This window comes from Spirillospora sp. NPDC046719, from assembly GCF_040645715.1.
Classification (GTDB): domain Bacteria; phylum Actinomycetota; class Actinomycetes; order Streptosporangiales; family Streptosporangiaceae; genus Spirillospora.
Genome location: NZ_JBEYYT010000617.1, coordinates 1 through 4,437 on the forward strand (window position 1 = coordinate 1; position 4,437 = coordinate 4,437).

5 protein-coding genes are annotated in these 4,437 nt (G+C 74.2%); 2 read left to right on the top strand and 3 right to left on the bottom strand.

Annotated features, from left to right (window positions below; genetic code table 11):
• Together ABZ914_RS47300 and ABZ914_RS47305 are read right to left on the bottom strand one after the other, a co-directional pair.
• Positions 1 to 291 (bottom strand): hypothetical protein (locus tag ABZ914_RS47300; protein WP_500201189.1); only part of this gene is annotated, 291 nt, incomplete at its 3' end.
• A complete protein-coding gene (locus ABZ914_RS47305; protein WP_500201190.1) occupies positions 292 to 546 on the bottom strand; it encodes a hypothetical protein in 255 nt (84 codons plus the stop codon).
• Positions 547 to 809: 263 nt separating this feature from the next.
• Between ABZ914_RS47305 and ABZ914_RS47310 the strand changes: the two genes are divergently transcribed.
• Positions 810 to 2,294 carry an RNA polymerase sigma factor gene (locus ABZ914_RS47310; protein ID WP_500201191.1) on the top strand — a complete coding sequence of 495 codons (1,485 nt, stop codon included), beginning with the start codon at positions 810 to 812 and terminating at the stop codon, positions 2,292 to 2,294.
• A gap of 19 nt (positions 2,295 to 2,313) precedes the next feature.
• On the opposite strand, the gene ABZ914_RS47315 is transcribed toward ABZ914_RS47310, so the two are convergent.
• On the bottom strand, positions 2,314 to 3,399 hold the full coding sequence (locus ABZ914_RS47315; protein ID WP_387029854.1) for a phosphotransferase family protein: 1,086 nt from the start codon (positions 3,397 to 3,399) through the stop codon (positions 2,314 to 2,316).
• Between the two features lie 457 nt (positions 3,400 to 3,856).
• On the opposite strand from ABZ914_RS47315, the gene ABZ914_RS47320 reads away from it, so the two are divergent.
• The coding region (locus tag ABZ914_RS47320) for a hypothetical protein (protein ID WP_500201192.1) at positions 3,857 to 4,437 on the top strand (581 nt) is incomplete at its 3' end.

The window sequence follows — 4,437 nt, forward strand, 5'->3', positions numbered from 1 at the left end:
CGCCCTGTGGCCCGCGCTCGCCGCCGCCGCGGCGGTCGTGCTGATCGTCGTGGGGGCGTTCTTCCTGATGCCGGGCGGGTCGCCGGGGAACACGAGCGCGCAGTCCGCGCCGTCGGGCTCGTCGTCGGCACCGGACCCGTCGGAGTCCACGACGTCGCTGGACCCGACGAAGTCGCCGACGCCGTCGGCGACCAGCACGTCCCCGACGCCGACGCCCACGCGCACCTCGGCCACGCCCACGCCGACGCGCACCCACACGCGGGCGTCCCACTCCAGCAAGCCCGCCCCCATTCACAGCAAGCCCACCAAGGGCACCCTGTCGGTGGGCGGGTGCAGTATCTCCACGACCACCACGAGCAGCTGTTCCATCAGGGTGCAGGCCGTCGGCGGCCCCGTCACATGGTCGGTGATCGGCGCCTCCGGCGTCTCGGCGAGCGGTGGCGGTAGCCTCGCCGCGGGCGGCGTCGGGACGGCGACGGTCACGGGCGCCTGCGACCCGAACGGCGGGAGCGGCACCGTCCGGTTCTCACCCAACGGCGTGGCCACGGTCACCCTGACCTGCGCACCGCAGGACGGCGGGAACAGCTCGTCCCAGTAGTGAGACCCAGATCACATTCGCTTGCGTAGTCGCTGTTCCGGAAGGCGATACGGCCACGCCGCGTACCGTCACGGTCACAAAATTCGGACCAACGGGAGAAATTCCATCAAGTTGGTGGCAAGATCGGGCAACCAGAGCGCGCCTGTAGGCGTCCCGACGCCGGCGCTCACCGGGGGCACGATCGACGACACTGATTCGACTGGAGGGTTCCGTGGCCGGTGAGCCGGGGTCCGCGCGCAACGACGACCTGAGGCTGGCGGAGTCGCTGCGGGCCGGGGACGTCATCGCGCTGACCGAGGTGTACGACGCCTACGCTCCATTCCTCTTCGACTACTGCCACGGCCTGCTGCGCGACCGCGTCGAGGCGGCCGGGGCCCTGCGCAACTGCGTGATCTCGGCCCGCGAGCACGTCGGGCGGCTCGGCGAGCCGGACCGGCTGCGCGGCTGGCTGTACGCGATCGCCCGCAAGGAGTGCATGCGGCGCCGCGAGAGCCCGAACCGGCACGTCGGGCAGGAGGCGCCGGAGGCGGATGACGACCTGTCCGCCGAGCAGCTGGCCCGCCGCGAGGAGCGGCGGCTGCTCGCGCACAGCGCGCTCGCCGCGCTCAACGGCCGCCAGCGCGAGGCGATCGACCTGTCCGTCCGGCACGAGCTGGACGAGGTGGACCTGTCCGGCGTGTTCGGCATCCCGCTGGAGGAGACCCTCGAGCTCGTGGAGCGGTCGCGGGCCGGGCTGGACGCCGCGATCCACGCCGCGCTGATCGCGCAGAACCACTGGAAGGACTGCCCGAGCGTCTCGGCGCTGACGGAGTCGTGGCCGCTGGCGCCGCAGACGGCGGCGTCGCTGGTGCGGCACGTGGCGAGCTGCCCGGTGTGCGCGGAGCTGGAGACGCCGCCGCTGCCCGCGGACCGGCTGCTGTCGGTGCTGCCGATCGCGGCGATCCCCGCCGACCTGCGGCTGGACGTGCTGACGGCGGCGACGGCCGAGGACCGGGCCGGCAACCGCCGGGCCATCGCGGCGTGGACGGAGCCGTTCGACGAGTACGGCTGGCCGCTGCCCTACGACGCGACGCCGGCGCGGGCGAAGGACCGCGGCACCGGCGGCCGGCGGCGCGGCCCGATCATCGGGGCGGCCGCGGCCGCCGTGGCCGCCGTCGTGGTGCTGGCCGGGGCGATGACGGCGTTCGGCGGCGAGGGCGAGCCGGACGCGGCGGGCACGCCGTCGTCGGCGTCGACCGGTGCCGGCGGCGGTTCCGGCGACCCGAGCGTCCCGGCCGAGCCGATGCCGTCCGACCCGTCCCCGACGGTGTCGACCACGTCGCCGTCACCGTCGAAGTCCCCGTCGGAGTCGCCGTCCGCGTCGAAGTCCACGTCGACGTCGGCGACGACCAAGCCGCCGTCCCAGCCCACCACGCAGGCGCCGCCCCCGCCGCCCCGGACCGGTCATCTGGCGGTCAGCGGATGCGACATGCACGTGAGCGATTCCTGCACGGTCACCGTCCGGGCCGTCGGCGGCCCGGTGAACTGGCGCGTCACGGGGACCTCCGGCGAGCTGAGCGCGCACGGGTCCGGGCACCTGGCGGCCGGCCAGAGCGCCGGCGTGTCGGTGTCGCGGACGAACGGCCTGTGCTGGGGGTCGAGGAACGGGTCCGTCTCGTTCGCCCCGGGCGGGGCCGCGTCCGTCGGGTACTGCTGACGCGGCCCGCCCGGGAGGGTCACCAGGGGGAGCCGGCGTCGAGGACGGCGTGGGCTCGGCCGAGCAGGAGCGGGACGGCGGCGCCGATCTGGTCGAAGCCCTCGCCGACGGTCGCGTTCTGCAGGAAGCGGGCGTGGATGCCCTCCAGGATGACGGCGAGCTTGAAGCACGCGAACGCGACGTAGAAGTCGAGGTCGGCGAGGTCGAAGCCGGTCAGCTCGGCGTAGCGCTCGGTGAACTCGCGGCGGCCGAAGAACCCCGGCGCGGCGGTGATCGTGGCGCCGACGGGGAGCTGCTCGGCGTCGCCGGGCTCGGCCCAGTAGACGAGGGTGAGGCCGAGGTCGGACAGCGGGTCGCCGAGCGTCGACATCTCCCAGTCCACGACGGCGGCGATCTCGGGGCGCGGCTCCAGCCGGGCCAGCGCGTTGTCGAGCCGGAAGTCGCCGTGGACGAGCCGGGCCGGGGCGTCGGCGGGGAGCCGTTCGGCGAGCCGTGCCACGAGCCGGTCGTACTCGGGCAGGTCGTGGGTGTTGCCGGTGGCCTTGATGGCGTCCTGTGAGCCGTCCCACTGCTTGCCCCAGCGCTTGAGCTGCCGGGCCATGTAGCCGGTGGGGCGGCCGAAGTCCTCCAGCCCGGCGGCCTTCACGTCCACGGTGTGGATGGCGGCGAGCGCGCCGGCGAGCGCCTCGCTGAGGCCGCGCGCCTGCTCGGGGGTGAGGTCGTCGGCGTCCTCGCGGGTGCGCAGCACGCGGCCGTCGACGTAGTCCATGAGGTAGAAGCGGGCGCCGATGACGTCCTCGTCGTCGCAGAACGCGAGAGTGCGCGGGACGGGCACGGAGCCGGCGTCGCCGAGCGCGGACAGCACCCGGTACTCGCGGCCCATGTCGTGGGCGGTCGGCAGGACGTGCCCGAGCGGCGGCCTCCGCAGCACGATCCGGCGCCCGCCGGCGAGGGTGAGCCCGTAGGTCAGGTTGGAGCGGCCGCCCGCGATCAGGTCGATCGCGCTGATGCGGCCGGCGCCGGGCAGTTCGCGGGCCAGCCAGTCCGCGAGGCGGGGGACGTCGATGCCGGGCACCCCGGCCGGAAGGTCAGCGTCAACGGTCATGACCCACCATTAGAACGCGGCTCGGTCCGGGCCGTGCAGCCGACCCCCGGAGTGCGGCCCGCAGCATCCCCCGGCCGGGCCGGATGATGCGCTCGGTAACCCCTCGGCCACATCCGGACACCGGCCGAAGCCGGTAAACCGTACCCCCATCACGGTGGTGACCTGCGACGATGATGTCCGAAATGCCGTTAAACCTCCGAGGCGCTGAAACTTGCGGAGAAAACGGGTTTGCTCGGGTGGATTCGGAAGACGCCATGGGTACGCCTCTGCATCGACTGCCGCGAAGAGTGGGCTTCGTCGTGGTCGCACGCGCCGGCCGTTGTTCCCAGCCCGTGGCGGCAAGCTGGACTCATGGGTCCCGCTGGGCTAAGAGAAGAGGACTAGACCATTCGGGGCTAGACCGCCCGATTGGGGGGACGCAACCGTGGCAGACGCATGGCTGCCGGGAGCCGGCCGCATGCCGGCACGACACGACGGTGGAGCGCTACGGGGAGGTGCGCCCCGTGCCGTATGGCTGTCCGGTGAGTGCGATCCCCGCAGCGTCTCGGCGCGGTCGGCGGCCGCCGACCTGCTGAAGGAGGAACGGCCGCCGCACCTGGTCTGGCACCCCGGCTCCGGGGACGTCGTCCAGCTCGTGCCCGCCACCCGGGCGGCCCTCCTGCTCGGCCTGCCGGCCGGCCGCGAGGGCCGCGCCTGCGTGCAGATCATGGTGGTCGGCCAGTCGCGGGTGCCGTTCACCAGCTCGCTGCTCCTCGGCGTCGAGGCGATCGTCGCGTGGCTGGAGACCTGGGGCGTCGCCCGCCGATGGCCCGCCGGCCCCCCGCTGCCGTCGCCGCAGTCGTACCACGCGCTGCGGTCCCGCCGGGACTGGGCGCGCGGCGGGCACTTCGGCGCCTCGCAGGTGCCGATGGCCGAACGCCCCGACCCCGGCGGCATCGACATCCGCCGCATCACCGGCCCCGAGACCCCGGTCGCGCCGATCCCGGCGCCCCGCGCGCCGATCCCCGAGCCGCCCGGCGCGCCGCTGCTGCGGGCGCG